Source organism: Chryseobacterium lineare (assembly GCF_977014045.1).
Genome location: NZ_CDRNIQ010000001.1, coordinates 3,786,965 through 3,812,495, shown reverse-complemented (window position 1 = coordinate 3,812,495; position 25,531 = coordinate 3,786,965). Strand labels below are relative to the sequence as shown.

Annotated in this window: 19 protein-coding genes, 7 tRNA genes and 1 other RNA gene; 10 read left to right on the top strand and 17 right to left on the bottom strand. The window is 37.9% G+C overall.

What is annotated here, in order from left to right; genetic code table 11:
• Window positions 1-301 precede the first annotated feature (301 nt).
• From ACWNCI_RS17135 to rpsU, 12 genes are all read right to left on the bottom strand, one after another.
• Window positions 302-1,666, bottom strand: a complete 1,365-nt coding sequence (locus tag ACWNCI_RS17135; protein WP_449389214.1) for an ATP-binding protein — start codon at window positions 1,664-1,666, stop codon at window positions 302-304.
• 1 nt (window position 1,667) lies between these two features.
• Entirely contained in the window at window positions 1,668-2,348 is a 681-nt protein-coding gene (locus tag ACWNCI_RS17130) for a response regulator transcription factor (protein ID WP_449389213.1), read from the bottom strand.
• A gap of 414 nt (window positions 2,349-2,762) precedes the next feature.
• Window positions 2,763-2,834, bottom strand: a tRNA-Thr gene (locus ACWNCI_RS17125).
• A 40-nt stretch (window positions 2,835-2,874) separates the two neighbouring features.
• Window positions 2,875-2,947, bottom strand: a tRNA-Gly gene (locus ACWNCI_RS17120).
• An 85-nt stretch (window positions 2,948-3,032) separates the two neighbouring features.
• Window positions 3,033-3,113, bottom strand: a tRNA-Tyr gene (locus tag ACWNCI_RS17115).
• 18 nt (window positions 3,114-3,131) lie between these two features.
• Window positions 3,132-3,205: transfer RNA gene (locus ACWNCI_RS17110), tRNA-Thr, on the bottom strand.
• Between the two features lie 95 nt (window positions 3,206-3,300).
• Window positions 3,301-3,373, bottom strand: a tRNA-Gly gene (locus tag ACWNCI_RS17105).
• Between the two features lie 85 nt (window positions 3,374-3,458).
• A tRNA-Tyr gene (locus tag ACWNCI_RS17100) sits at window positions 3,459-3,539 on the bottom strand.
• A 19-nt stretch (window positions 3,540-3,558) separates the two neighbouring features.
• Window positions 3,559-3,632, bottom strand: a tRNA-Thr gene (locus ACWNCI_RS17095).
• Between the two features lie 109 nt (window positions 3,633-3,741).
• Window positions 3,742-4,032, bottom strand: a complete 291-nt coding sequence (locus ACWNCI_RS17090; protein WP_042721328.1) for an HPF/RaiA family ribosome-associated protein — start codon at window positions 4,030-4,032, stop codon at window positions 3,742-3,744.
• The gene (locus ACWNCI_RS17085; protein ID WP_449389212.1) at window positions 4,029-4,916 is read right to left on the bottom strand and encodes a tyrosine-type recombinase/integrase; all 888 of its coding nucleotides are present in this window, start codon (window positions 4,914-4,916) and stop codon (window positions 4,029-4,031) included. The genes ACWNCI_RS17090 and ACWNCI_RS17085 overlap by 4 nt, the downstream gene beginning before the upstream one ends.
• Window positions 4,917-4,998: 82 nt before the next feature.
• Complete coding sequence (gene rpsU, locus ACWNCI_RS17080; protein ID WP_047399333.1) at window positions 4,999-5,196, bottom strand: 30S ribosomal protein S21; 198 nt, start codon at window positions 5,194-5,196, stop codon at window positions 4,999-5,001.
• A 314-nt stretch (window positions 5,197-5,510) separates the two neighbouring features.
• Here rpsU and ssrA point away from each other — a divergent pair.
• Both ssrA and ACWNCI_RS17070 read left to right on the top strand, forming a co-directional pair.
• Window positions 5,511-5,912, top strand: a transfer-messenger RNA (tmRNA) gene (gene ssrA, locus ACWNCI_RS17075).
• A gap of 194 nt (window positions 5,913-6,106) precedes the next feature.
• A complete protein-coding gene (locus ACWNCI_RS17070; RefSeq protein ID WP_449389211.1) occupies window positions 6,107-6,520 on the top strand; it encodes a hypothetical protein in 414 nt (137 codons plus the stop codon).
• 117 nt (window positions 6,521-6,637) lie between these two features.
• Here the strand turns inward: ACWNCI_RS17070 and ACWNCI_RS17065 are convergent, their stop codons facing one another.
• A complete protein-coding gene (locus ACWNCI_RS17065) occupies window positions 6,638-7,108 on the bottom strand; it encodes a thermonuclease family protein (protein WP_449389210.1) in 471 nt (156 codons plus the stop codon).
• A gap of 298 nt (window positions 7,109-7,406) precedes the next feature.
• Here ACWNCI_RS17065 and ACWNCI_RS17060 point away from each other — a divergent pair, with 298 nt between their 5' ends.
• From ACWNCI_RS17060 to pyk, 5 genes are read left to right on the top strand one after another with little or no spacing between them, the layout of a single operon-like run.
• On the top strand, window positions 7,407-7,646 hold the full coding sequence (locus ACWNCI_RS17060) for an acyl carrier protein (protein WP_002976354.1): 240 nt from the start codon (window positions 7,407-7,409) through the stop codon (window positions 7,644-7,646).
• A gap of 34 nt (window positions 7,647-7,680) precedes the next feature.
• Entirely contained in the window at window positions 7,681-8,925 is a 1,245-nt protein-coding gene (fabF, locus tag ACWNCI_RS17055) for a beta-ketoacyl-ACP synthase II (RefSeq protein ID WP_449389209.1), read from the top strand.
• A gap of 9 nt (window positions 8,926-8,934) precedes the next feature.
• The gene (rnc, locus tag ACWNCI_RS17050; RefSeq protein ID WP_449389208.1) at window positions 8,935-9,693 is read left to right on the top strand and encodes a ribonuclease III; all 759 of its coding nucleotides are present in this window, start codon (window positions 8,935-8,937) and stop codon (window positions 9,691-9,693) included.
• Window positions 9,671-10,144 carry an IPExxxVDY family protein gene (locus ACWNCI_RS17045; RefSeq protein ID WP_346983245.1) on the top strand — a complete coding sequence of 158 codons (474 nt, stop codon included), beginning with the start codon at window positions 9,671-9,673 and terminating at the stop codon, window positions 10,142-10,144. Before rnc ends, ACWNCI_RS17045 begins: the two co-directional genes overlap by 23 nt.
• Window positions 10,137-11,582, top strand: coding sequence for a pyruvate kinase (pyk, locus tag ACWNCI_RS17040; RefSeq protein ID WP_346983246.1), 1,446 nt, complete (start codon window positions 10,137-10,139; stop codon window positions 11,580-11,582). Before ACWNCI_RS17045 ends, pyk begins: the two co-directional genes overlap by 8 nt.
• A gap of 78 nt (window positions 11,583-11,660) precedes the next feature.
• On the opposite strand, the gene ACWNCI_RS17035 is transcribed toward pyk, so the two are convergent.
• The 3 genes from ACWNCI_RS17035 to hutI all read right to left on the bottom strand — a co-directional run bounded on the left by ACWNCI_RS17035 (window position 11,661) and on the right by hutI (window position 15,347).
• Window positions 11,661-12,953: an NAD-dependent succinate-semialdehyde dehydrogenase gene (locus ACWNCI_RS17035; protein WP_449389207.1), complete on the bottom strand. Its 1,293-nt coding sequence runs from the start codon at window positions 12,951-12,953 to the stop codon at window positions 11,661-11,663.
• Between the two features lie 121 nt (window positions 12,954-13,074).
• A complete protein-coding gene (gene hutG, locus ACWNCI_RS17030; protein ID WP_449389206.1) occupies window positions 13,075-13,998 on the bottom strand; it encodes a formimidoylglutamase in 924 nt (307 codons plus the stop codon).
• Between the two features lie 110 nt (window positions 13,999-14,108).
• Complete coding sequence (gene hutI / locus ACWNCI_RS17025) at window positions 14,109-15,347, bottom strand: imidazolonepropionase (protein ID WP_449389205.1); 1,239 nt, start codon at window positions 15,345-15,347, stop codon at window positions 14,109-14,111.
• 305 nt (window positions 15,348-15,652) lie between these two features.
• Between hutI and ruvB the strand changes: the two genes are divergently transcribed.
• The 3 genes from ruvB to coaE all read left to right on the top strand — a co-directional run bounded on the left by ruvB (window position 15,653) and on the right by coaE (window position 18,330).
• Window positions 15,653-16,675, top strand: coding sequence for a Holliday junction branch migration DNA helicase RuvB (gene ruvB / locus ACWNCI_RS17020; protein ID WP_346983251.1), 1,023 nt, complete (start codon window positions 15,653-15,655; stop codon window positions 16,673-16,675).
• Window positions 16,676-16,822: 147 nt separating this feature from the next.
• Window positions 16,823-17,689 (top strand): MBL fold metallo-hydrolase, encoded by an 867-nt coding sequence (locus ACWNCI_RS17015; RefSeq protein ID WP_449389204.1) that lies wholly within the window; start codon window positions 16,823-16,825, stop codon window positions 17,687-17,689.
• 8 nt (window positions 17,690-17,697) lie between these two features.
• On the top strand, window positions 17,698-18,330 hold the full coding sequence (coaE, locus tag ACWNCI_RS17010) for a dephospho-CoA kinase (RefSeq protein ID WP_449389203.1): 633 nt from the start codon (window positions 17,698-17,700) through the stop codon (window positions 18,328-18,330).
• A gap of 521 nt (window positions 18,331-18,851) precedes the next feature.
• Here coaE and ACWNCI_RS17005 read toward each other — a convergent pair.
• Window positions 18,852-25,295, bottom strand: coding sequence for a GEVED domain-containing protein (locus tag ACWNCI_RS17005; protein ID WP_449389202.1), 6,444 nt, complete (start codon window positions 25,293-25,295; stop codon window positions 18,852-18,854).
• Between the last annotated feature and the right edge of the window lie 236 nt (window positions 25,296-25,531).

The window sequence follows — 25,531 nt, the reverse complement described above, 5'->3', positions numbered from 1 at the left end:
CTATAAATAAACACAACATGAGAAATTTAAGTATTGAACTTATGCGATTTTTTTCCGATGTATTGGTTCCGATTATCTCATTCCGAGAAAGTTTCATCTTATATTGGTTTTTACTCGTCTCACTCTGAGAAAGCTTCATCCTATTCTGGTTTCACTCGTCTCATCCTGAGAAAGTTCAAACAAGTAGTGATTGCTTCCGTCTCGCTCCGAGAAAGTTTTACCCTATAGTGGTTTCGCCCGTCTCAAGATTTTCTGACAGGTATATAGAATTTTTAACGTAAATATGTAAGCTGAATTCAGTTTATTTATAAAAAATCACGCTGAACTTATTCAATAAATCCGCCGGAGCGGTATAAATAATTTTTGCGCCGTGATATTCCAGAATTCTTTTTACAATTCTTAATCCCAATCCTGAACCTGAAATATTCTGAGAGTTGTTCCCTCTCATAAAAGCCTCGAACAGTCTGGACTGCTCTTCCTTTGGAATGGTATTTCCGTGAGAGATAACGTCGACAATAAGTTGGTCTTCCGTCTCCGTAATCAGCACATCAGCTTCCATATCATCGGAATAAACGGCGGCATTTTTAAACAGGTTAATAAAAACAATATCCAGTAAAGACTGAACGCCACTTATAGTCAGTAAAGCTTCTTCAGACGTTTTTTCGGAAATCAGGAAATCCATTTTCAGTTGCGGATAACTTTTTTCCACGGCTTCAAAAGATTCGAAAATCACTTCATCAATTCTCACTTCTTCGTAGATACTCTGAATGTTTTCTTTATCGAATTTCGTTAAAAGCAAAAGTGAATTGGTAAGATCCGACAGCTGATAAACATCTCTTTGTATCTGCTGTAGTGAGGATAATGTTTCCGGAGAGTTCTGCCCGAGTTTAATCAGGTTTTCAAGCTGGAAAGCCATTCTTGTAATCGGGGTACGGATTTCGTGGGAAGCACTGGCGGTGAAATCTTTCTGTGACTGGAAAACATCGTCCAGCCTTTTGATCATCGTGTTGAATGATCTTGCAAGAACATTGATCTCGTCATTGGAGTCTAGCACCGGAACTTCCGTTGTCAGCTTATGGGCCGTAATTTCTGATATTTCCTTATTGAGATCTTCCAAAGGTTTTAAGAACTGTCCCATAAAATAATAGCTGAAAAAACCTATAATCAGCGTACTCATTACATATGCCGTGATCAGGAGATATTTCAGGTAAGCCAGTTTGGAATTTCCGTTGGTATCGTAAGCGCTGGTAAGAATGTAGTAATTTTCTCCGTTAATGTTTTTTAGGGCTGCATAAATTTCCGGAACCGTTTTCTCAGAATAAATGACTTTCTTTTCATCCAATTCTTTAAGTAACGCATTGTCCCAGGTCACATTTCGGTCCTTGATTGTGCTGTAGATTAACTCTTTATTGGCATTGAAAATTAAAATCGTTTCGTTTAAAAGAATATTATCAGAATTCTCATTAAAAAACACAGGCGCCTCTTCTTCAAAATCTTTTGACTTTGCAATAAAATGAGTCGTAAAATCGAGTCGCTGCCGGAATCTTTCTTTGAATTCATCTTTCCTGAAATCATTAAAAGACATATAAATTACCGCCATCACAATACCAAAAAGCAATGAAAAGGCAATACTGAGATTGAGGGCAATTTTTCTTTTTAAAGACATATTACAGCGGGCTTAAGTAATATCCGAAACCGGAACGTGTATGGATAAGCTTAATTTTAAAATCTTTATCTATCTTCTTTCTTAAAAAATTGATGTACACTTCAACGGTATTGGTGTTCGTATTAAAATTATGCTCCCACACATGTTCTGTGATCTGCTGTTTCGAAACAGTTCTTCCCTGCGCTTCTGCCAGATAAACCAACAGCTGGAATTCTTTCAATGTAAGGGCAATTTCATTTCCTGCGCGAAAGACTTTCTGCTCGGTTTTGTTAATAATAAGATCATCAACTCTTATAATTTCCTGATCGCTGTTTTCCGAAGGAGCTTTTCTTCTCAGTAGAGAATTCATACGTAACAGCAATTCTTCAAACTGAAAAGGCTTTACCAGATAATCATCCGCCAGTCTCGTAAAGGCATCTTTTTTATCCGAAAGATCTCCGTATGCCGAAATAATAATGATTGGGGTATTTTTATCGAAAGAGCGAATGGTCTGGCATACATCAAGTCCATTAATTTTAGGAACATTAATATCGAGAAGATACAGATCATAAGAATTGTTTTTTATCTGACGAAGAAAAGTTTCTCCGTCATAGATTTTATCACAGGTAAAGTTATTTGATTCTAAAAACTTACAAAGTTCCGCAGAAAGAATTAAATCATCTTCCAATAAAAGAATATTCATCAAAAATTATTTTATACGAATGTAAAGAAAATTTTCATGACACTGAAGGAAATGAAATATGTTAGAAGTACTTTTAATTGAATTTTAAGGTTAAGAGGGCTGGAAGAGGGAGGCTGGGCGCCGGAGGTTTTTGGCTAATATTACAGCTTAAAACCTTTGAAGAATTACAGATCAATACCATATTCAATTAGAAATGATCATCAATTTTATAATCTTATCAGTAAAATTTTAAATTTGAAAGCTAAAATATCCAAAGCTATCACTTGCTGAATATAAACTAAAGGTTTACGAACGAAATTCAGCCCTACGAACGAAAGTATATGCGATGCTGAATAAGCTTATCTTCGTGTCGGTAGCGTTTAATAGAAAGTTCTAGAAATAAAAAAATCCCGAAAGAATCGGGACTTGAATCTGAGCCAACTACGGGACTTGAACCCGTGACCTCTTCCTTACCAAGGAAGCACTCTACCGCTGAGCTAAGTCGGCCTAAACAAAAAAATCACCCTAAAAAGCGTGATTTTATGTGAGCGGAAGACGGGGGTCGAACCCGCGACATTCAGCTTGGAAGGCTGACGCTCTACCAACTGAGCTACTTCCGCAATTTTGTTTCCAAAATTATTGGTAACGCTGCGCAAACTTAAGGAAAATCCTTTATTTCTGCAACTTTTTTTATAATATAAAATGTGGGGAGAGCAGGATTCGAACCTACGAAGCCGAAGCAACTGAGTTACAGTCAGTCCCATTTAGCCACTCTGGAATCTCCCCAGATATTTTATATTAATGAGCCTCCAGAGGGATTCGAACCCACGACCCCGAGATTACAAATCACGTGCTCTGGCCAACTGAGCTATGGAGGCATTTAATAAAACAGACTGAAATCTGCGAGAAATTCTACTCTACATCTTTTCAGTAGTAAAAAAAAAATCACCCTACAATAAGTGTGATATTTCTGAGCGGAAGACGGGGGTCGAACCCGCGACATTCAGCTTGGAAGGCTGACGCTCTACCAACTGAGCTACTTCCGCAATTTTGTTTCCAAAACTATTGGTAACGCTGTGCAAACTTAAGGAAAATCCTTTATTTCTGCAACTTTTTTTATAATATAAAATGTGGGGAGAGCAGGATTCGAACCTACGAAGCCGAAGCAACTGAGTTACAGTCAGTCCCATTTAGCCACTCTGGAATCTCCCCAGATATTTTATATTAAATGAGCCTCCAGAGGGATTCGAACCCACGACCCCGAGATTACAAATCACGTGCTCTGGCCAACTGAGCTATGGAGGCATTTAATGAAAAAGAATTCAAAAGATCACTGTTCCTTTTTGCGAGTGCAAATATAGAACGGATTTTTTGAATTCTCAAACTTTTTAATAATTATTTTTGACTTTTTTCACTAAGCCAATTCTTTTTTCTTGATTAGTAGCTTTTTAGCTGCATCAACGCATAAGTCTAAGCTTTCTTCAAAAGTTGCAGTTGTCTTTTTTACCACAATATCGTCGCCCGGAACCGCTAAAATAATCTCGGCGGTCTTATTGGATTTGTCCGAGGTATTTTCCACTTTTAAAAATACTTTGCAGTCTTGGATTTTATCATAAAAAGTATCCAGTTTGCTTACTTTTTTCTCAATGTGTGATTCTAGTGGTTCGTGTGGAGTTAAACCAATTGATTGTACTGTGATCTTCATAATTCGTCATTTTTTGCAGCTCTTGGATGAGCCTGATTAAAAACTTTTTTCAATTGTTCGATATTGGCATTCGTATAGACTTGAGTACTTGCAAGACTGGAATGTCCTAATATTTTTTTTACTTTAGAGATCTCTGCCCCATTATCCAGAACATGTGTAGCAAAGCTATGTCTAAGAATGTGAGGACTTCTTTTTTCCTTTGTTGTTATAAGACTAAGGTACTTATTAACCATCAAATACACAAATTTTTCGGTGAGTTTTTTACCCTTCTTATTGACAAAAAAGTATGATTTATATTCTGTTTCAGGGTTGCGTATTTCTACGTAACTTTTTAGCAATGCGGAGAGATTATCGGAAATAGGAATTACTCTTTGTTTATTCCCCTTTCCTATTATTTTTATCTCATTTCCATTAAGATTTACATTTTCAAAAGTCATACCACAAAGCTCGGCTTTACGAATTCCTGTTTGATAAAGAACCTCTAAAACACATTTTTCCAAAGCATTATGAACCTGGGTAAAAACCTGATCACTCAGATTTTGCATTTCCTGTTCAGACATAGGAATTTGCTTTTCAGGATAAAATTTTAAAGATGAAATATTTTCTGCAGGCGAAACTTCAATTTCACCAATTCTTAAAAGAAAGAGATAAAAACTTTTTAATGATGATAATTTCCGGTTGATACTTCTTCTTGAAATATTATTCTCACTTAAATCCACGATAAAATTCCGGATAATCTTTTTGTCAACTTTCAAAAGATCGACAGAAGACTCTGTTCTAAGATAAAAATGGGAAAAATCTTCAAGATCTTTCCTGTAACTTGTAATTGTATGAGGCGAATATCTCTTTTCGAGCTGTATATATTCTAAGAATTTGTCCAACATCATTAAAGTATAAAAACAAAAAATTCACTCTTCAAATATAACTATTTAAAGAGTGAATTAGTATGCGAATTAAGAAAATTTCTTAAGCCTGCTCTTCTTTGCTAAGATTTCTTTGCTTATGAGCTGCTTTAAGTCTAGCTTGTCTTAAAGTTACAGAAGGCTTGATAAACTGCTGTCTAGATCTTAACTGACGAACTGTTCCTGTTTTATCAAATTTTCTCTTATATTTTTTTAATGCTCTGTCGATGGATTCACCATCTTTAACTGGAATTATTAACATATTTTACATCTCATTTTGGATTGCAAAAATAGGAATTTTTTATTTACCCGCAAAATTAATTATAATAAAAATGCTTATCCTTAATTGTTAATCCTAATTGAGTTCTTATTTCTAAAGGATTGATCTAAGAAATTAAGATTTGTTAGTCTTCTAAATTTCAAATGAATAACTGTTACCCTAGCCCCGATTGAAACGACATCCTTTTGGGTTGCGGGCGAAGCAAAGCGGAGCCCGTAACCCAAAAGATACAGTGGAAAGCGGGATAAAGCTTCTGATAAAAATAAAAGTATTATCTTTGTATTCACTTTATCAATGGGGTTGACTGGTTTCGACAGCAAGACCAATGGGTAAGTAAGCATGCAGAGAACCGTAGCGCGATCTCTATAATCCCTTGCTACAAAATTTTAACTGGCAACGAAGAGTTCGCTCTTGCAGCTTAATATCGAAGTATAGTAGATCAAGCGTTTTCCCGAAGATTTTAGTAAGGAAGCAAGATATTCCACAAATGCTCTGTTCTGCGGCGTTTGATCCTGGGATATAGGAATGCGGAAATAAGGCTTTAGAAGCTTCGTCTAAAGCTCGAAAACCTTAGAAGATAAGCTGAAAGTTGGGTGTCTGCTCTCTGCTTTCAGTCGAAAACCAATAGCAGAATAAGCATGTAGAAATCTTATGTATTGCTTGTTTGGACGAGGGTTCGAATCCCTCCAACTCCACAAAACACCCTTAAATATTTATAATCGAATATTTAAGGGTTTATTTTAAAATCCACATGATTATTATACGGATAGTTATTACCTATCATACCTTACCGTACAAACACCTAACTTTACAATTGGTCATTTTCACGCTATTCTGAATATTTTTTTCTACGTTACTTTGACATACAAAATAACCTATAAAAACCAATATCATGGAAGTAAACACAGGCTACAACGCAAATTCTACAGGTGAATTAAAATTAGGAGGCGGAGCGCAGTTTTGGGTGTATATCTCGCCACAAAACGACACGGTAAAAATGATTACTCAATGGAGAGTAACTTTTTCTCAAGGAAACTGGAAAGACATGATTTCAAGCGAAGATCCTACTAAACAACTACAAACCCCTGGTCTTTCAGGAATTTTTGACATTAAAGTAGAAACCTTAAACGGTTCTACCGGAACATGGCGCGAAATTCCACCTCAGGAAGGAAGCAGAAACCAGATTGGATGTAATTCTAACTGTGCATCTATGGTAGGAATTGTCGCCGACAGTACTAACCCGGCTCCGGGAGCTATCAATGCACATTTCTGGACTACTTGGGATGCATTCTGCAGCAGATCGTAAAAGATCTCAATAATATACGATATTGTATATTATCCCGAATTCTGAAATCAGCAAGCCGTGGAAATGATTTAACCAACGCCAATACACTCCTTTTTTTAATCAGGAGTGTATTTCATTTTACTTGCTCTTTTTATTCTTCCTGAATTCCCAGGGTGAAATTGCATTTTTGTCACTCCATAAGCCAAGTTTCTTCACCTTCGCTTCATCCTGAAATTTCTGAAGTTCCGTATTTTTTGAAGCTTTGTAATACCACCACCCGAATCCTGCTTTTACAATCTCTCTTGACAGATACCTGTCTCCATCATAGAATACACCGGCTACGCTCCTTCCATACCTGTCTTTTCCGACCCTGTAGAAAATAATATTTTTACCAAAAACCTGATTGGAAGTAAACTGCTTAGCATTGTTCCCGAAAGCCTGGCCGTTTTCCGGACAGTCGACTTCCGCAAGTCTTAATGTTTGCTGGGTTTTGTCTTCCAGTAAGACGACGACTGTATCTCCATCTTTTATTTTGACAACTTTTCCTTTGATCTGCGCTACAAGCGATATAGAAATTGAAAAGAATAAAATGCAAATACTTTTTTTCATTGAATTAAATGAATATTAAAGAATAACAGGCAAAACTAATCATAATACATGAATTAGAAACCTTATATAATAAGCCGCACTTATCATTCAGTTATAATAAAGATCATCTCAATTTTTTGTGCAAAAACAAGCATAAACAAGATTATGAAATAATAAAATATAAACCACTGAAAACTAAAAGACTAAACACAAACACAACAAAATACACACCTGCAAGCCACAAAAAAGACTAAAAAAATGTTTTATCGTAAAGAATTTTATATATTTGCACCATCTAACAATTAAAAAAAAATTTACTATGTCAGACATTGCATCAAGAGTAAAAGCTATCATCGCTGATAAGCTTGACGTTGAAGAAACAGAAGTAACTCCGGAGGCTAGCTTCACTAACGATTTAGGAGCTGATTCATTGGATACAGTTGAACTAATTATGGAGTTTGAAAAAGAATTCAACATTCAGATCCCTGATGACCAGGCTGAAAAAATTACTACTGTAGGACACGCTATCGCTTATATCGAAGAAGTAGTAAATAAATAATATTCTTCAACAAAAAAGAAATTAAACAAAGTTTATGGAATTAAAAAGAGTAGTTGTAACCGGTTTTGGAGCAATAACACCTATTGGAAATAATGCAAAAGAATACTGGGAAAATCTTGTAAAAGGTGAGAGCGGTGCCGCTCCTATTACTCTTTTTGATGCCACAAACTTCAAAACAAAATTCGCCTGCGAAGTCAAAAATTTCGATCCGTTGCAGCATTTCGATAAGAAAGAGGCAAAAAAAATGGATAGAAATACTCAGCTTGGGCTTGTCGCTGCAAGAGAAGCAGTACAACACTCAAGAATTATTGAAGATAACGTAGACAAAAACAGAGTCGGAGTAATCTGGGGTTCCGGAATCGGAGGTTTAGAAACTTTTGAGACTGAAGTTTTAGGATGGGCAAATACGGAAATTCCGAGATTCAACCCTTTCTTTATTCCTAAAATGATAGCGGATATTACGCCGGGGCATATTTCTATAGAATATGGTTTTCACGGTCCAAATTACACAACAGTATCTGCATGCGCATCTTCAGCAAATGCTTTGATTGATGCCAAAATGCTTATCCAGCTTGGAAAAGCAGACGTAATTGTATGCGGTGGCTCTGAAGCAGCCGTTACAGCAAGTGGTGTCGGCGGATTCAATGCAATGATGGCACTTTCTACAAGAAATGATGATCCTAAAACAGCTTCAAGACCTTTCGACAAAGACAGAGATGGATTTGTACTGGGAGAAGGAGCAGGAACTATCATTCTCGAAGAATATGAACACGCTGTAAAACGTGGGGCAACAATTTATGCAGAATTAAAAGGCGGGGGTCTGAGTGCAGATGCACACCACATGACCGCACCGCATCCTGAAGGTTTAGGAGCTTATCTGGTAATGAAAAATTGCATGGAAGACGCAGGATTAACTGCTGATGAAGTAGATCACATCAATATGCATGGGACATCTACTCCATTAGGAGATATTGCAGAATCCAATGCCATTTCAAAATTATTGGGAGAACATGCTTTTGATATTCAGATTAATTCTACAAAATCAATGACGGGTCACCTTTTAGGTGCTGCAGGAGTTATTGAAGCTATTGCTGCATTGGGAACGATTATTCATGGTATTGTCCCTCCAACCATCAACCATTTTACTGATGATGAAAATATCGACAGCAGACTGAATTTCACATTCAATGAAGCTGCGAAGAAAGATGTAAAAGTAGCCATGAGCAATACTTTTGGGTTTGGTGGGCATAACGCTTGCGTTCTATTTAAGAAAATCTAAATTTACTGAATGGAGTTACAGAAATACTTTTCTAAATTCCTTCTCAAAAAAAGAAAAAGAAAATTAACGGAGAGAGATTACTTTCTCAGTACTGAACTCAATAAGATTCTCGGTACTGAGGTACAAAATATTGCGCTTTACCGTGAAGCTTTTTCTTTAAAAAATTCTTCTAAAAAAGACAGTAATTACGAAAGACTTGAATTTTTAGGAGATTCTGTTTTGGGTACAATCATTTCATGCCATTTGTTTCGCACATATCCTCAGGCTAATGAAGGATATCTGACACAAATGAAATCTAAGATTGTAAATAGGAAAAATCTTAATAAATTAGGAGAAGATCTAAAATTGACAGACCTTTTGCAAAAGCAGACTTCTTTAGCATTAGGGGAAAATATTTCCGGGAATTTGTTTGAGGCCTTAATTGGTGCTGTTTATCTGGATTTTCACTACGAAATCTGCAGGAAAATTATTTTAGAAAGGCTTCTTACACCAAGCGAAATGAATAAGCTTGAAAATAAAATTGTAAGCTATAAAGGCCTCCTGCTCGAATGGAGCCAAAAGAAAAAACTGAATATAAAATACGAAACCTGTGAAGAGATACAGGTAAACAAGTCAATTGTTTTTCGGTGCCACGTATGGCTTGGAGAAGAACGAATTGCCAACGCTACAGAAACCTCCAAGAAAAAGGCAGAAGAAAAAGCAGCACAAAGAGCATTTTATATTTTAAACAAAAAAGAAAACATACTTGGAAATCCAAAAACTTTATGATCTCGATGATATAGAATTTGAAGATGTTACCATAGGATTGGTAAGATTAGCCAAAAATATACCCGATCATGAGTTTTTCTATAATGTAAATCAAAGAAACGATCTTAATTTTAAAAGGATTGATGATTTAATCTATCATGGGTCGTATTATGATTACTTTTTTCCGCGATTTGAGGCTTATCATAAGTTTACCAAGACATGTTTTACGTTTATATCAAACCGATCTTCGGAAAGTAAACAAAAAAAAATACAAACTGAGCTCTTCTCAGAAGAAGAAAACATTAAATTTTTATTAAATAATCAGGTAGAAGTGCAATATATTTTGCATAGTTCGGAACAGTTTCCTGATTTTTCCGTAATTTTGCTCCCTGAAAATCTTGTTTTTCCAATTCAAGATTATATATTAGGTTCTGAGGAAGAACTTTATCAAATTATCCAGTATTATGAATAAGTATTTAAAGAAGACAAAAATTATCGCAACACTTGGACCGGCGTCATCGTCGAAAGAAGTAATGTTAGGGTTAATGAGAGCAGGTGTTGATGTTTTTAGAATCAATTTCTCACACGCAGATTACGACTTAGTTCGTTCAAATATCAATATCATCCGAGAGCTTAATAAAGAGTACGGCTTCTCTGTCGGAATTTTAGGAGATTTACAGGGGCCGAAACTTAGAGTCGGTGTTGTAAAAGAAGGTTCATACCTTAATCCTGGTGATATCCTTACCTTCACCAATGAAAAAATAGAAGGAGACTCTACAAAAGTGTATATGACCTACCAGCAATTTCCTCAGGATGTAAAGGTAGGCGAAAGAATCCTTATCGATGACGGTAAACTTGTTCTGGAAGTTACAGAAACCAACCTTACAGATACCGTAAAGGCGAAGACAATTCAGGGTGGCCCACTAAGTTCTAAAAAAGGGGTAAACCTTCCGAATACAAATGTTTCCCTTCCGGCTCTTACGGAAAAAGATATCCAGGATGCCAACTTCATGCTGGATCAGGAAGTAGATTGGATGGCACTCTCTTTCGTTCGTCATGCTCAGGACATCATTGATCTTAAAGAATTAATTTCAAAACATCCGAACGGGAAATTCAAAACTCCGATTATTGCTAAAATCGAAAAGCCTGAAGGTGTAAAAAATATTGACGAAATTTTATTGGAATGCGACGGATTAATGGTTGCCCGTGGAGATTTAGGGGTGGAAGTTCCTATGGAAGAAGTTCCTGCTATTCAAAAAACATTGGTAGAAAAAGCAAGATTCTATTCTAAGCCGGTGATCATTGCAACACAGATGATGGAAACGATGATCAACAGTTTGACCCCAACAAGAGCTGAAGTAAATGACGTTGCCAACTCTGTACTGGACGGTGCTGATGCAGTGATGCTTTCAGGAGAAACTTCAGTGGGCAGATATCCTGTGCAGGTAGTTGAAAACATGACGAAAATTGTAAAGAATATCGAAACCACCCATTTTTATCAGCATAAAAATGAGCCGATCGAAAAAGACTTTAACTGCATTGACGAACGATTCATTACAAATAGAGTTTGCCTTGCAGCAGTAAGAATCGCTAAAACAACAAATGTATCTGCTATTGTTACTTTAACGAGTTCAGGATATACGGCTTTCCAGCTTTCAGCGCACAGACCTAACTCTCACATTATCGTTTATAGCGGAAACAAAAGAGTAATCACCATGCTGAACCTTCTTTGGGGAGTACATGCTTACCATTATGATATGAAGAAATCTACTGATGAAACGATTATCCAAGTGAATATGCTTACTCACAACTATGGTTATATCGAGGCTGGAGATTTTGTTATTAATATCAATGCGACTCCATCTTACGAAGGTGGAAAAACCAATACATTAAGATTAACAACGGTTTAATTTAAAACTAAACTGTTATAATAAAGCAAAACTCCCGAATAATCGGGAGTTTTTGATGTTTAAAATAATTCTTTAATATTAATTTCCGACAATAGTTTTTGCGGTCACAAATTCCTTTAAAGCCAATAAAGAAAGTTCCGTTCCATATCCTGAAGTCTTCGTTCCTCCAAAAGGAAAGCGAGGATCAGAACTTGTCATCCTATTGATATTGACTGTTCCGGATTCTAAATTTTCAATAAAAAATAATTGACGGGTTTTATCTTTCGTCCACACAGAATTGGAAAGACCAAAAGGAATATTATTCGCCAACTGTAACGCTTCCTCATCACTTTTAGCGATCATTACCATTCCCAAAGGTCCGAAAAGCTCTTCCTGTAAAATCGGGTTTCCTTCTTCTACTCTTATTAGGCCTGGTTTAAATTCATTATCAGAAATTCTTTCCAAGGGAAGAATAATTTCCGCTCCGTTTTCCAGAGCTTTTTTAAATTGTTTCTCTAAATCGTCTGCCAGATCCGGTCTTGCCATACCTGTAATCTTTGTTTCTTTGTCCATAGGATCTGCAGGAACAAATTTCTGATATTCTTCAATAAATTTCGGAAGAAAGACATCTTCAATTTTCTCATCAATAATAAATCTTTTAGCCGCAACACAAGTCTGTCCACAATTCTGAAGTCTTGCCAGCGCACCAACTTTAGCCGCTTCATCAAGATCTGCATCATCCAGTACAATGAATGCATCGCTTCCACCTAATTCCAATAAAGATTTCTTAATATTCTGTCCAGCAATGGAAGCAACTTCAGCCCCTGCTCTCTCACTTCCCGTAAGGCTAACTCCAGAAATAGTTTTATGCTCAAGAACTGCTTTTACATCTTTATGTCCGATTTCAAGATTCTGGAAAACACCTTCAGGAAAACCAGCTTCAAGCAGTACTTTTTCGATAGCATTTCCGCTGCCGAAGCAGATCGATGCATGCTTAAGCACAACGGTATTACCCGCAAGAACAGCAGGAACCGCAAATCTGAGGACCTGCCAGAAAGGAAAATTCCATGGCATTACACCCAGGATTACCCCCTTGGGAACATAATGTATTTCAGAATAAGAATATTCAGACTCTATTTTTTCAGGCTTTAAAATGTTTTCTGCATCTGCATAATAATTCATCATTAAAGCACATTTTTCTACCTCAGCAATCGCCTGTGAGATTGGCTTATTCATTTCCGAGGTGATGATTGCTCCGAATTCTTCAGAACGCGTCTTTAAAATTTCAGATGCTTTGGCAATGAGTTTTTGCCGTTGTTCGAATGGAATTTTTTTCCATTCTGAAAATGCCTTATCTGCTTTGATAAGTTTATTTTCAATTGATTGTTCCATAATGTAGTCTCTGTTTCAAATTCAAAAATGAATTTATTTATTGCTTAAAAAAGCGTAGTGAAAGGAACAAAATGTGTTCCTTAAGATAATATAAAATAATGATTTTCTCTATCGATTAATGTTAAATCATAAACCATTCGTTAACGAGTGTCGCTGCAAGTCTTGCTGTCCTATCCTGAATATCGTAATCCGGATTAACTTCTGCCACATCAAGTGCCAAAAGTTTTTCACTCTTCAAAATATGTCTGTAAAGATGCATAAATGCAGCATCAGCAAAAATACCGTTATAGGCAGATGCAGAAACTCCTGGCGCAATGGAGGCATTAAAAACATCCATGCATATCGTAACATAAAGGTAATCTACATTTTCAATTAAATCATTAATTCTCTGGTAGATCGATGGCAGGTTTTCAAAAAAGATTTCATCTGCCAATATGTACTTCATTCCGTGCTGATGTGCCGTATCGAATAATTTCAAGGTATTGGAATTTCTCTGAATCCCGATATGCAGAGAATTGATGGATCCGTCCTGAGCGATTTGCCAGAAACCAGTACCTGAACTAGGACCTACTTCATTTTCAGGTTGTCTGTTATCAAAGTGGGCATCAATATTAATAATACCTATTTTCTGCTCAGGAAAAGCAGTCTTCATGCCTAAATAATGTCCATATGTCACCTCATGTCCTCCGCCAAGAACGACAGATCTGCCATTTTTAAGTAATACTTTAGACACATTTTTAGCCAGATTATTCTGCGTTTCTTCCAGATTTCCATCTTCACAAGTAACATTTCCGAAATCGAGCAGTGTAAAATCAGGACGGATCACCGGAAAGTTAGACATATTTTTTCTGATCACATTAGGAGCATTTTTTGCTCCTACCCTTCCCTTATTTCTTCTCACGCCCTCATCAACTGCAAACCCATGTAAAACGAAATCTCTAGTTGAAATGAAGTCATAATTATTTTCTTCTTTTACTCTCTGAAATATTCTGTGGAAAAGCAAGTCTTCTCCGTCTAATCTTCCCTGCCAAATATTGTTATTCATAAATTTTAATTTGTGTGTGATTTGTAGTTGCCCGGATGCTTTCAGCATGACAATGCGCGTAGAGTCAAAACGCAAAGATTGTCATGCTGGGAGCATCTAAACGTAATTTTTTATTCCAATAAATTATTAATTTTCTCTCCTTCAATATAAACACTTTCCGCCTTTAAACTCCCCTGATGATAAAGCACATTCTGGAAATTATCCGTTTTGAATGTTACAAAATCAGCTTTTAAACCTGCTTCCAATTTTCCTCTGTCATCTAATCCGAGTGCAAAAGAGGAACGGAAAGTAATTCCTGCCAACACTTCCGCTGTAGTCAGTTTTTCAAAGGTTGCTAAAATTGATGCCTGTGTAATGAGATTACCCATAGGTGCAGAACCAGGATTCCAGTCACTTGCAATAGCCAAAATGGCTCCTGCATCCAACAATTTTCTAGCCGGACTAAATTTCTCACCTAATCCTAAACTCGCTCCGGGTAATGCGGTGGCAACTGTTTCAGATTGTGCTATGAATTCAATATCCTCCTCAACAGTCGCTTCCAAATGATCTGCAGATTTTGCTCCTACTTCTACCGCAATCCTGGAACTTCCGGGAGTGAACTGGTCTGCATGCACTGTTATATCAAAACCTAGTTTTTTAGTTTCAAGCAGAAAAGCTTTACTCTCTTCAGGCTGAAATGCTGATTTTTCAATAAAAATATCAACCCTCTTCGCCAGGTTTTCTTCTTTTACTATTGGTAAGATCTTTTTTAAAATATATTGTAAATATTCTTCATTACTTCCTTCAAAATCCCTTGGCTTCAGATGTGCAGAAAGACAGGTAGGAACCAACATAGCCTTTGTGTGTTCTTGTGCTTTTTTAATCGTTCGCAGCATTTTCAGTTCATTTTCAACATCGAGTCCGTAGCCACTTTTTACTTCAATGGTTGTTATTCCCAGAGAGATTAAAAAATCAATTCTCTCCAATAATGTTTTTAACAATTCTTCCTCAGAGGCATTTCTCGTGTGTTGAACCGAACTCCATATTCCCCCACCGCTTTCCGCAATTTCAAGATATGTTTTTCCGGCATTACGCATGGCAAAATCATTCGCCCGGTTGCCCCCGAAACAAATGTGGGTATGTGAATCTGTAAAAGCCGGAAGCACAATTTGTTCACCTTCAATTTCTTCAACTTCTATGCTTTGATTTTCAGATTTCAATGTTTCAAAGTTTCCTACTTTCTGGATTTTATCATTATTTATTAAAATTCCACCATCAACAATAATTTCTAGTTGTTCGTCAGAAATTTTTCCTCTTAATGGGAGATTGGCAAGGGTTACGACTTGTTTGAAAGGACCAATTAGTTTCATTTATTATAAAAGTTGAGGTTAAAAACCTTGCAAAGTTTAGATGCTTTCAACATGACAAAATTATGCGGAATACTTGTCATTCCATAAGAATCCAAGCAAATTTTAAACATCGGAGCAAACTTTGGCTGTTCAATAATATTTTCTCTTCCAAAAATACTTAAAATAAATCAATCTTATGAATCATACGCTTCCCCCTCCTTACAACTCGCACTCAACCTCAACCTCAACCTCAACCTTAAATCTTAACATCACTCTTTAATCGTAACCTCAATTTCCTTATCTTTACGGTAAATGAAATTGAATTAATGCCTGACTTTTTACATCCAGATAAAGACAATTATTCCCGTGAAGAGCTAGCACAGGAAGAACAGATCCGTCCCCAGAGTTTCAGGGATTTCGCAGGACAAAGAAAGACACTCGAAAACCTTGAAGTCTTCGTAACGGCTGCCAAAAAACGTGGCGGAGCGCTCGATCATGTTTTACTGCATGGCCCTCCGGGACTCGGCAAGACAACACTGGCCAATATTATCGCCAATGAGCTTGGCGTAAACTGTAAAATCACTTCAGGACCTGTTCTCGACAAACCCGGAAGCCTTGCCGGATTACTGACAAATCTGGAAGAGAATGATGTCCTGTTTATTGATGAAATTCACCGTCTTTCTCCTGTGGTGGAAGAATATCTGTATTCTGCCATGGAAGATTACAAGATTGATATCATGCTGGAAACCGGACCGAATGCGAGAAGCGTACAGATTAGTTTAAATCCTTTCACTCTGGTAGGAGCAACTACCCGAAGCGGAATGCTTACCAAACCGATGCTGGCGAGATTCGGGATTCAAAGCAGACTGGAATATTATACGATTGAGCTTTTATCAATGATCATTCAAAGAAGCTCAAGGGTTTTGGGAGTAAAGATCTACGAAGATGCTGCCATTGAAATTGCCCGCAGAAGCCGGGGAACTCCAAGAATTGCCAATGCTCTTCTCAGAAGGGTTCGTGATTTTGCTGAAATTAAAGGAAACGGGGAAATCGAGATCAACATTACCAAATATGCTCTTAATTCATTAAATGTAGACGAGTTCGGACTTGATGAAATGGATAATAAAATCATGCGTGTAATGATTGAAAATTTTAAAGGAAAACCGGTAGGAATATCTGCTCTTGCCACATCAATCGCGGAAAATCCGGAAACTTTGGAAGAAGTTTATGAACCTTTTCTGATTCAGGAAGGATTTATTATCAGAACCCCCAGAGGCCGGGAGGTAACGGACAAAGCATATAAACATTTAAACATTGCAATACCGAGAAAACCGGGAGAACTTTTCTGAGATCAGTGATAACGTCTGATATTTCAGAATAATTATCAATAGCAGCAGCAAAATTTCAGGTAAATAATTTTTAAAGCTGCTTCGAAAATCTTATTTTTTCAGAGGTAAAACTATTGAAAATAAACAACATTATAAACTTAATATTATATGAAATTATATCCAATACAATGTGGAAAATTTAAACTGGACGGCGGTGCCATGTTCGGAGTCGTCCCAAAGAGTCTGTGGGAAAAAACCAATCCTGCAGACGAAAGAAACCTGATAGAGCTGGGAACACGTTCTCTGCTCGTAGAAGACGGAAAAAAACTTATCCTCATCGATTGCGGACTGGGTAATAAGCAGGACGAGAAATTCTTCGGACACTATTCTCTTTGGGGAGACGATACATTAGATAAAAATTTAACGAAATATGGTTTTGTAAGAGAAGATATTACGGATGTTTTTCTTACTCACCTTCATTTTGATCACTGTGGAGGAGCCATCGAATGGAATGATGACAGAACCGGCTACAGACCGGCATTTAAAAATGCTCATTTCTGGACCAATAAAAACCACTGGCAATGGGCAACAGAACCTAATGCCAGGGAAAAGGCAAGCTTTTTAAAGGAAAACATTATCCCGATTGAGGAGAGTGGCCAGCTCAACTTCCTGCCTCTTCCTACGACAGGAAATTACGGTTTTGCGCCGGAGCTTAAAATGGACGTGATCTTCGTTGACGGTCACACGGAAAAACAAATGCTCCCTGTTATCCAATATCAGGAAAAAACAATTGTTTTTGCGGCAGACCTTATTCCTACGGCAGGCCATATCAACCAGGTATATGTGATGGGATACGATACAAGACCGCTTCTTACCCTGGAAGAAAAAGGAAAATTCCTGAAACAGTGTATCGACAATGAATATCTGCTGTTCTTCGAACACGATGCTCACAATGAACTGGCAAGCCTTAAAATGACAGAAAAAGGCGTAAGGCTGGATGAGACGTTTAGTTTTAATGATGTTTTCGGATATTAATATAAACTATGGAAGAATTACATTCAGAAACTCAGAAAACTGAGCCGGAACCATCATCACCCAAGATTATCGGCCTTACGGGCGGAATAGGCTCAGGAAAAACCACCGTTGCAAAGTTCATCGAAGACTTCGGATTTCCGGTCTACTATTCCGATGAAAGGGCAAAAGATATCGTCAATGACAATGAAGATCTGAGGATAAAAATAAAAGAAATTTTAGGCGAAGAGGCGTATGATGAAAATGGATCTTATAACAGAAAATTTGTAGCGGAAAAGGTTTTCAATAATGCAGATCTGCTTGAGCAATTAAACCAGATTATTCATCCGGCCGTACGCATTGATTTTGAAGATTGGGTAAAAAAACAAACCAAGTATCTGGTGTTTAAGGAAACGGCTTTATTGTTTGAGCTAAAACTCAACAGAGAATGCTATAAATCCGTATTGGTAACTGCCGAAGATAATATCAGAATTAAAAGAGTGATGGACCGTGACAACAAAACGTACAGAGAAGTACAGGCCATCATGGAAAAACAGATGCCCGAAAAAGACAAGATAAAACTGGCAGACTGTATCATTTATAACAACACCAACCTGGAAGATCTTAAAGAACACACAGAAAAAGTGATCTTCGATATCGAATAATATATAAGAGTAAGCCCGTCGCCTGACGGGTTTTTTATTTACCGTTCTCTCTGCTAACATTTAGTTTGTCATGTACCCTTTGAGTTTTGCTCTACTTATCTTGAGTATAACCTTACTGACCTCGGGTATAATCCTACTTACCTTGGGTATAGCTCTACTTACCTTGAGTATAACTTTACTGACCTCGGGTATAGCTCCACTTACCTCGGGTATGAGTCTACTTAGGTCGGTATAATCTCATTTACCTTGAGTATAAGTCTACTTACGTTGGGTATAATCTCACTTCCCTTGAGTATAACCTTACTTACCTTGGGTATAGCTCTACTTACCTCGGGTATAATCCTACTAACCTTGGGTATAGCTCTACTTACCTTGAGTATGACCTTACTGACCTCGGGTTTTGATTTACTGTTATTAGATGTAGCCTTCATACCTTATATTTCATTACTAAAAGGTAGTAAACAAAAAAAACAGGCCCTCAGTAATGAGAGCCTGTTAAAATGATTAATAGTTAAATGTATTTATTCTTTAATAAATTTCTTCTGAACGGAGATATCATTTCCATCCTGAATGTCGATGATGTAAACACCATTTATTAATGCATGTACATCAATCTTGTTGTTCAGGATAATTCCGTTTGACACCAATTGCCCTGCTGCATTGTAGATCTTATAATTCGCTTTTTTGCTGATATTTTTCACATACAATACTGTGCTTACCGGATTCGGATAGATTAAAATATCCGTCTGGTTGATTGGGTTAGGAACAATAGGTTTAGATATTCTCACGGTATAATCTTCTACCTCTCCGTCCGGGAAGTTGGCACAGTTTACCGGAATAGCATCTTTCGCCAATGCAACTCTCATGACTACATATTTGTAATCTGTCAGGCTGATGAAAGCATCTGCCGGTACAGTAAACGTTCCGCTTGCAGTAGGATCTGCATTTGGAGCAATTGCCATGATTCTCTCATTGATATCAAAATATCCGTTTCTGTTGAAATCAATCCAAACTGCTATACCTGCTTCAGTATTTCCGGAAAGTTTTTTATCAATTGTAATCTGGTTGTTTAAAGAACCCTGAATCAATTCTATGAACTTCAACGGATCACCTGTATAATCTGTATAATTGGATGCACCTGATGTATTTTCCATTGCAGCTTTACCGTTTGGCTCCACCTTAACTTTAGAAATATATCCTGATGTAGATGATGCAGCAGACATATTACAATATATTACAGTAGGAGTTGTAAAGAAGTACGGCAGTGTATAAGTACCCGGCGTACCGCTACATACGTTGGCAACCTGTAACTCGTACTGTGTCAATTCCAACAATCCTGTCAGTGTGATGGTATTGGTATTCGAAGTCACCGTCGTCCAGCTCGGGATACCAACCTTTCTATATCTTATGATATAGGTTGCACCCGGGAACGGATCCCAAACCACTATGGCAGTTGTTGGTGTAAGATTCGTAATTGTAAGTCCCGGAGGAGGCAATTCACATGTTCTTTCAGTAGTAAATACTTTAGGATTAGACCATGCATTTACTGTTGTTTCTCCATTACAGATATTGGCTACCTGTACTTCATACGTTGTATATGGGCTTAATCCCGGAATAGTATAAGTATTCAATGGAGGCGTTGTAATATTTACTGTAGTCCATAATGTTGTTCCTACGATTCTGTATCTTAATACATACGTTGCACTTGGCACTACCGGCGCCCAGCTTACTACTGCAGAGGTTGCCGTTACGGTACCAATTGTCACATTCGGAGGTGTAGGATCACATCTCGTTGTGAAAGTCTGAACCGGTGTAAATGTTCCCGGTGTTGTTCCGCAGCTTGCAGCAATCTGCACTTCGTATGTTGTTGCAGGAGTTAAACCTGTTAAAGCCAAAGGCGGGTTTCCTGTTAGTGTTGAAGTCACCACTTCTGTCCATGTAGATGTACCGGCCACTCTGTATCTTACAATAAACGTAAGACCTCCTGCAGGTACAGTCCATGTAATATTAGCAGACGTGTGGGTAATGGTATTGAATGCTAAATTCGTAGGTACTGTTGTAGAGCACGGTCTTAGCTTCACGGCGTAGTCTTCAACCTCGCCGTTTACTGCGTTTTGACACATTACAGGAGCACTTGTACGCTTCAGCACAACTCTCATTGTTGTTGTTAAAGCTCCGTTATATGCATTTGCCGGCACCGCAAAAGTAGCTGTAACAGGACTTGTTGTACTTGCCGGAGAAGTCATGATTTGCTCATTGGTTTCAAACACGCCGTTTCTGTTGAAATCGATCCATGCAGATACAGCATCACTCTGCCCTCCATTTTTAGCAACCGAAATCTGATTGCCCGTAGAACCTATTTCCAGATTAACTAATGTCGCCGGTGTTGTATAGCTGATATAGTTTGTCTGAACTGAAGTATTACTCATCGGAGGAATTCCCGGATTCACAGATGTTATGGTAACATTTGAAATATAATCAGTCGTTCCGGTACCCGTCATATTACAATACGTAATCGGCGTGGTGGTAAATGGTGTAGATGAAGACCAAGGTCCCTGCGTTCCTCCACATATCGTAGCCACCTGCACTTCGTAGGCAGTTTGCTCCGTAAGTCCGGTAATATTGTAAGAGTTTCCGGTAATTGGCGCAGGAGAAACGTTCCATGCTCCTACAGGGTTGGTTGTTCTCCACCTTACAAGATAGGTAGCACCTGTAGAAGATATCCATGATATTGTAGCTGTAGTAGCCGCAATGTTTGATACCGTAATTCCCGAAGGAGCAGCTGTAGTACAAGGCTGAATATCTATAAATTTCACCTGATAATCTTCAACTTCTCCATTACTTGTAAGAACTGAGCAGGCGTCAGTTGGTGTCAGGAAGTACACAATGACACGCATTTTCACTTTATTCGTTCCTGAATAAGCTCCGGCAGGAACAGGGAATGTAGCTGTAACAGGAGTTGTGGAAGAGTAACCAAGATTCATGATTCTTTCTCCTCCCGGCACAGTGGTAGGGTTATTATTAAATATTCCGTCCCCGTTAAAGTCTATCCATGCATAGGTAGAATAAGTACCTGATAATATTGTTCTTCCTACTGAAAGTACATTATTGGTAGAGTTTCTTGCCAGCGTGATGATTTTCGTAACATCATTAGAATAATCGGTATATGTACTAGGCCCTGAGTTATTAGACATCATAGGCGTAGCAGTACCTGTTACCGTAATATTATTAATGTAAGCGTTTGTAACACTTGCCGTACCGGAATTACAGTAAGATATTGCCGGAGTCGTGAAGTTCACTGAACTTGACCACGCTCCTGTAGTACCTCCACAAATAGTTGCTACCTGTACTTCATATGTTGTATTACCATTTAGGTTAATGATTGAATAAGGGTTTGTTGCCGGTGCAATGATTGTCCAGGCACCTGTACCCGTTCTGTATCTCAATGTATAAGTTGCCCCTGTCGCATTGATCCAGGAAACCAAAGCGGTAGAAGAGGTAACGTTTGAAACAACAATCGGAGATGGTGGTGCCGTAGAACAAGGCGAAAGATCAATGATCTTCACAGCATAATCCTCAATTTCTCCATCGGCTACTGTTGCACAAGGGTTTGAAATGGTACTCGTAGAGAAAATCACTCTCATTCTTAAAGTCAACGGGCCATTATAAGCGGTTGCCGGAACAATGAATGTAGCACTGATAGGAGTTGTTGTACTTGCTGTTGTGCTGATTACTCTTTCGTTTGTTTCAAAGATCCCGTTTCTGTTAAAGTCAATCCATGCACCCACCGCTAATGATGAGTTAAATGTGCCCAACCATGATTTAGAAACAGATATACTGTTGTTTGTAGTGTTACGAACTAATGTAATGAGTTTAGCAGGATCCGGAGAATAGTTGGTGTACGTATTTGCCCCTGAATTATTACTCATAACATATGAATTGGTAGGAGTAACTGTTACATTAGAAATATAACCATTAGTGTTATTATTTGAAGTAATCGTACAATAAGTAACCTGTGGTGTTGTAAACTGATAAGGAGCCGTAAATGTTCCTGTAGTACCTGAACACACATACGCTACCTGAACTTCATATGACGATTGCTCTGATAATCCATTGATCGTATAAGCATTTGATGTCAACGGAACAGTCGTCCATGTTGTAGAACCTAAAGGTCTGTATTGTAATATATAAGTAGCTCCTACAGCAGGATCCCACATTACATAAGCAGATGTTGCTGTAAGGTTGGTAACTGTAAGGTTTAACGGAGCATTACTTGTACAAGCTATCGGCTGAATTAATTTCACCGCATAATCCTCAACCTCTCCATAAGTAAAACTTGTACACATCGTAGGAGAATTAAAGAACTGCATTGCCACTCTCATTCTTGTAGTAGCAGGGCCATTATAAGCCGTTGCAGGAACAGCGAAAGTAGCCGTAACCGGAGTTGTGGTATTTGCCGGAGTATTCATGATCTGTTCAGATGCTTCAAACACACCGTTTCTATTGAAATCAATCCAAACACCTACTCCTTCACTGAACGTAGTTCCTGTCCAGAATTTGGTAACTGATATTGTGTTCGCTGCAGATCCTATTACAAGATTTACTAAAGCACTTGGTGTGGTTGTGTAATCTGTATACGTAGATCCTGTTGAGTTGTTACTCATTACTGCCGCACCAGTTGGTGTTACCGTAACGTTAGAGATATATTCATCGTTAAAGTTACTGGACGTCATGGTACAGTAATTAAGGCCCAGCGTAGTGAAGTTCGTAGATGCAGAGAAAGGCCCCTGAACACCTGTACAAACGGTAGCAACTTGTACCTCATATTGAATTCCGTCGCTTAAACCTGCAAGATTCACAGAATTTCCTGTAGACGGAATAGTGATCCATGTTGTGCTTCCCAACGGACGATACTGAACTACATAAGTTGAGTTTGCTGTCGCAGTCCACGTAACAGTGGCTGTAGTTTGTGTGATTGCAGACACTACAATTCCTGTCGGAGCAGCTCCTGTACAACTGGCTAAATTCGCTACTGTAGCACTTCCAATTGCATAAAACACGTTTCCGATGGAACTTACTCTGATTTTCACATTACCTCCTAACGTAAGACCTGTAAGATTTAAAGATTCATTACCATCATTAGCGGTAGAAGCTGAAGCAACTGTCCAGGTCACACCATTGTCGGTTGTGTAATCAATCTTTACATTCGCTACATTATATGGAGCTGCCGTAGTATTTACAACATCCCATGTAACAGAAGTAGGACCATTATTGTAAGCCGTAGTGGTGGTTACTTTAAAAGGACCGTCGTTTCCAACAACAATCTGTTGGTTGGCAAACTGTGTCTGCTGCTGGGTAGGAACAGGATTGTTATCTCTTACCGTTACTCTGAAATTGGTAGTTCTTGCAACAGTAGAAACAGATTCCCATCCGTTATTGGAATTATTTACGACCCCAGATAAAACTGATGACAATTTAGGGAAATACCTTGTTGGGCTTGTCGTTGGATTGAATGATCTGAACGTAGCTCCACTCGCAGTTGTTCCCAGGTTGTTTTTATTGATTGTAACGCCGGCATTATCTACTTCTTCCCAACAATACGTCATTGGATCATTTTCAGCATCTGTTGCAGAAGCTGTTAAAACGAAGGCCGTACCTTTAGGAATATTATAGGTAGGTAATGGCGTAATTACAGGTGGGTTATTGGTAATTGCCGTTTCGACGTCGCAGGTTTTATTGGTAAGGTTATTCTGAACCTGAGTAATACTTACCGCATGAAAATAAGGATCCGAATGAGCCTGAACATCGGTATTTGCACCGGTAATTCCCGCATATCCCATAATAGTAGAGCCGGAACCCGGTTCTACGTTTACACCTGCCGTTTCCAGGCCATGTGAAAATGTATGGTTTGCACCAAACTGGTGTCCCATTTCATGAGCTACATAATCAATATCAAAATTATCTCCCTGCGGAATACCATCGGCAGGAGATGTGTATCCTGAACCTTTTTGTGTAGCATTACTATTGGCAGGATCAACGCATACGCAGCCAATACATCCCGCATTTCCACCACCTCCGGAAGCTCCGAAAAGGTGACCTATATCGTAGTTGGCACTGCCAACATTTGTCGTAAGTGTCTGTTGCAACTGAAGATTCCAGTTATTCATCTGCGCTGCAGGAGAATAAGGGTCAGTAGCCGGATCCGTATAGATTACGCCCGGAAAATTCTGCAAATTCAAATGTAGTGCAAAGTCTTTCTCAAATACACCGTTTACTCTGGTTAATGTAGCATTTATTGCAGTTAATGCATTAGCCACGGTACCTCCAAAATATTGCGTGTATTCTCCTGTAACAGACATTGCCAATCTCATCGTTCTGTATTTTTTATCAGAAGATTTTGCAAAATCGGTTGACTGATTACTGAATGATTTTCCTGCTTTATAAAGCTTATCAATCTCTTGCTTGGTTAATTGGTTTTCATTCATTGAACAAAGAAAACCTTCGCGACTTTTATCAGTTTTGGGGTGCACACCATATACTGTTTTGTCCTTGTCTGCAGGCTCGATAAATTCAGAGACTCCATTTTTGATAATCATCGACTGAAAATCGTCTGGTGCCAAACTGAATCTAAGGTATTTACCGGGATCATCAATCCCGACACCGACATAAGATCCTAATTGGTACTGATCTGCCAATTCCTTTACGACCACAGGGAAGCTGTAAACGGCAAATTTTTCAATTTTTCCTTCTAAAGTTGGCAAAGAAATCGTAACAGGTTTTGCATTTTTTCCGGTTTCCTGAGCTTTTGCCAATTGAGACTTTAGTAAAGAAATGTTTAGAGTGTAATAGCTCTTAATATCGGAGCCTGCTCTTGTTTTTTCTCCTCTGAATGCCGTGGGACTCCATTGTGCACTGGTGATCGCAAACAAAAAGAGGAAAAAGAAAGAAGTAAATTTTTTCTTCATAACTTTCTCAATATTATATTAATTACACAAATCTAAACATTTTTTATTATTAATTCGAAAATATAAATAATTATTTTATATAAATTTCACAATAATTTAAATTAACTATTAAAATAAACAAACATTAGATCATTTATATATGACATCAGTATTGATTCATTTAATTTTTTGTTTGCGATATAAATTAGATTTTAAAATCAGGATTAATTTCAAATATATATCAACTACAATAAAAA

Excerpts from the sequence above, each read along its gene's own strand:
- ACWNCI_RS17135 (WP_449389214.1), bottom strand. The coding sequence starts at position 1,666 with ATGTCTTTAAAAAGAAAAATTGCCCTCAATCTCAGTATTGCCTTTTCA.
- ACWNCI_RS17130 (WP_449389213.1), bottom strand. The coding sequence starts at position 2,348 with ATGAATATTCTTTTATTGGAAGATGATTTAATTCTTTCTGCGGAACTT.
- ACWNCI_RS17090 (WP_042721328.1), bottom strand. The coding sequence starts at position 4,032 with ATGAAGATCACAGTACAATCAATTGGTTTAACTCCACACGAACCACTA.
- ACWNCI_RS17085 (WP_449389212.1), bottom strand. The coding sequence starts at position 4,916 with ATGTTGGACAAATTCTTAGAATATATACAGCTCGAAAAGAGATATTCG.
- rpsU (WP_047399333.1), bottom strand. The coding sequence starts at position 5,196 with ATGTTAATAATTCCAGTTAAAGATGGTGAATCCATCGACAGAGCATTA.
- ACWNCI_RS17070 (WP_449389211.1), top strand. The coding sequence starts at position 6,107 with ATGGAAGTAAACACAGGCTACAACGCAAATTCTACAGGTGAATTAAAA.
- ACWNCI_RS17065 (WP_449389210.1), bottom strand. The coding sequence starts at position 7,108 with ATGAAAAAAAGTATTTGCATTTTATTCTTTTCAATTTCTATATCGCTT.
- ACWNCI_RS17060 (WP_002976354.1), top strand. The coding sequence starts at position 7,407 with ATGTCAGACATTGCATCAAGAGTAAAAGCTATCATCGCTGATAAGCTT.
- fabF (WP_449389209.1), top strand. The coding sequence starts at position 7,681 with ATGGAATTAAAAAGAGTAGTTGTAACCGGTTTTGGAGCAATAACACCT.
- rnc (WP_449389208.1), top strand. The coding sequence starts at position 8,935 with ATGGAGTTACAGAAATACTTTTCTAAATTCCTTCTCAAAAAAAGAAAA.
- pyk (WP_346983246.1), top strand. The coding sequence starts at position 10,137 with ATGAATAAGTATTTAAAGAAGACAAAAATTATCGCAACACTTGGACCG.
- ACWNCI_RS17035 (WP_449389207.1), bottom strand. The coding sequence starts at position 12,953 with ATGGAACAATCAATTGAAAATAAACTTATCAAAGCAGATAAGGCATTT.
- hutG (WP_449389206.1), bottom strand. The coding sequence starts at position 13,998 with ATGAATAACAATATTTGGCAGGGAAGATTAGACGGAGAAGACTTGCTT.
- hutI (WP_449389205.1), bottom strand. The coding sequence starts at position 15,347 with ATGAAACTAATTGGTCCTTTCAAACAAGTCGTAACCCTTGCCAATCTC.
- ruvB (WP_346983251.1), top strand. The coding sequence starts at position 15,653 with ATGCCTGACTTTTTACATCCAGATAAAGACAATTATTCCCGTGAAGAG.
- ACWNCI_RS17015 (WP_449389204.1), top strand. The coding sequence starts at position 16,823 with ATGAAATTATATCCAATACAATGTGGAAAATTTAAACTGGACGGCGGT.
- coaE (WP_449389203.1), top strand. The coding sequence starts at position 17,698 with ATGGAAGAATTACATTCAGAAACTCAGAAAACTGAGCCGGAACCATCA.
- ACWNCI_RS17005 (WP_449389202.1), bottom strand. The coding sequence starts at position 25,295 with ATGAAGAAAAAATTTACTTCTTTCTTTTTCCTCTTTTTGTTTGCGATC.